Origin of the sequence: Tumebacillus permanentifrigoris (genome assembly GCF_003148565.1) — a bacterium.
Taxonomy (GTDB): domain Bacteria; phylum Bacillota; class Bacilli; order Tumebacillales; family Tumebacillaceae; genus Tumebacillus; species Tumebacillus permanentifrigoris.
On sequence record NZ_QGGL01000047.1, the window covers coordinates 1 to 2,466 of the forward strand.

The following is a 2,466-nucleotide window of genomic DNA, read 5'->3' on the forward strand; positions in this document are numbered from 1 at the left end:
AGCGGCATGCAACACATAACGTGTCGCATCGTCGATGAATGCAACGAGGTAAACCTGCTTGTTCGCACCAGATTCACCAATCGGTAAATACGGTCGTAAAGTAAGAGACAAGGCGTAGTCAAACTATTTCCTTGCCTCTCCTTCCCGAACCGGACTTGCACCTCTCAGCGCATCCGGCTCTCTATTTAAGCGTTGCTCAAAGCAAAGGCGACTTCGCTATAGCGAGACTCAATTGTACGGCGTTTTTCTGAGCGCAAGATGTAAGGATTCTCAGCCGGGCTTCGCCATGTGAACCAACCTTTACGGCTGGTTATCAGCCTTCTAAGTGGCAGTTCCCCGTAGAATCCTCGGCTATTACGGCCTTTTAACACCCAGATTTTAGCCATTCCTTGTGCAGGTGATCGGACATACTCTCGCATTAAAGATCGGAAGCCACACTTGTACTTCCGTGCCAGCCAATACCCGAGTTTCCAGAATACCGTGCGATCTACTTTGCTGAATATAGTCGCTGTATGATCGGTGTATTGGTAAAAGGTTGCCCATCCTGCAAGTTGTCGGTTAAGGCTTTCGACCAAGTCCATTGTGTTCGTTCCGTAGTTACCCGAAAGCTGTTTGACCAGTTTCTCGGCAAAGCGACGATATTTCTCCCAGGGAATGGACGAAACAATGCGCATTCTTCCCCGGCCTCCGCGTTTTCGAATCACGCGATGACCTAGGAAGACAATACCGTCATTCACGTGTGTAATATGTGTCTTTTCCATGTTCAGCGTGAGCTTTAGCCGATCCTCTAGAAATTCTCGACAGGCTTCTCGAACTTCTTCTGCGTGTGCCTTGGTTCCTTTGACGACTACTACAAAGTCATCCGCATAGCGGCAGTAGGAGATGGCTGGTTTCCATTGCCGGTTTTCACGTAACGCGATGGGCCGTTGCTTTTGAATGCTAAAGTTCCATGACCAGCGATCTTTCCGTACCTTTTTGCTCAGAAACTTCGTGTCCATCCATTGATCAAATTCGTGTAACATAATATTGGAAAGTAGCGGTGAGATGACCCCGCCCTGCGGAACCCCCTCGCTTGAGGCGCGGAATAACCCCCGGTCTACGCATCCTGCCTTGATGATCGTCCAAAGCAAAGCAAGGAATCTCTGGTCTGAGATACGTTTACGAACAGCCTTCATCAGTAGTCGATGATGAACGGTATCGAAATAGCTCGCCAAATCACCTTCAATTACCCAGCGTCCCGCAGTTGCATTCGTTTTCTCATTTCCATCTTGGAGTTGCATTTTGATGGTTCGAATCGCATGGTGGACACTTCTCGCGGGTCTGAATCCATAGGATACCGGATGAAAATCGCTTTCCCATATCGGTTCCATTGCCATCAGCATCGCTCGTTGCACGATACGATCTCTGAGGCAAGGAATGCCTAGCGGCCTAAGTTTGCCGTTCGCTTTTGGGATATATACGCGACGGGCAGGTAGCGGCCTGTAAGTTCCAGTCAGCAATTCATGGCGTAGCAGTTCCAGTTCAAGAGCAAGCACTTTTTCCATCTTGTGTTTGTTAACGCCATCTACACCGGGTGTCTTGGCCCCGCTAGAAGCCAAAGTAATTCTAGCCGCCTCGCGGAGCCAAGATCTGTTAGCAATGAGTCTTAGAAGTCGGTCGAACTTCCGTTCTTTATGTTCTGTTGACCATGTCGCCAGTTTACTTTGCATTTCACTGATTATCAAAGGTCTTCACCTCACTAGGTCAGTTAATGAGCCAAGCAAACCACTTAAACTGCCTCTCTTCGCCATGTAGCCGGCTTTCCCGGCCTCGGACTACTATAGAGGCTCCGCCAGCCTGCACATCATCGGGGACACACTCCCTTAGCATCTGTGCAGACCTTCCCCAGTTCACACTTTGGACTCCACACATGGGCGAGGCTGCCTATCGCAGTCTTTGTCCTTGCTTACTGCAAGTCGTTGCGGACACTATGTTCTAGCTGTGCACTCTACATAATTCCCTGCCAGTCGGCAAACGTGTCCAATTGGCATTTGTGACAACCGTCAATTCGGTTAACGATTGCCAGTCCGCAATCTGCCTGTTAAGCGGTGTAGGCAGAGGTGACATTTCAACCCTCAGATGCGGATGAATAGGTTCGTGTTCCTCAGCCGTCCCATGCTCAGCCTAGAGACTCATCTTGGCGTAACCGCTTCGCCGCAAGCCCCGTTTCCTGCGGACTACGTCACCTTGCCAGTGTCGGCAAGTCACCGCCGCTTCGGCTCACTTCTTCTCACAGCAGAAGAAGGGCATGTCTGTTAAAAGAAATCGACATGCATTCCAAACATGCTCAAGTAACTTCGTTCCTCTAAGAGAGCGAAATTAGCTGGGCGTACCGAATTTTATGTCACTTTGCCACATATGGTTACGTTGCTTATGTTGAAATCGTCTGGCCGCAAGGCCGGAGGAGGAGTACAACCGCATATGACG

1 protein-coding gene is annotated in these 2,466 nt (G+C 49.8%); it reads right to left on the minus strand.

The genetic code is table 11. The features are described from left to right. Positions 1-185 precede the first annotated feature (185 nt). Entirely contained in the window at positions 186-1,724 is a 1,539-nt protein-coding gene (gene ltrA, locus C7459_RS22675; RefSeq protein WP_211320438.1) for a group II intron reverse transcriptase/maturase, read from the minus strand. Between the last annotated feature and the right edge of the window lie 742 nt (positions 1,725-2,466).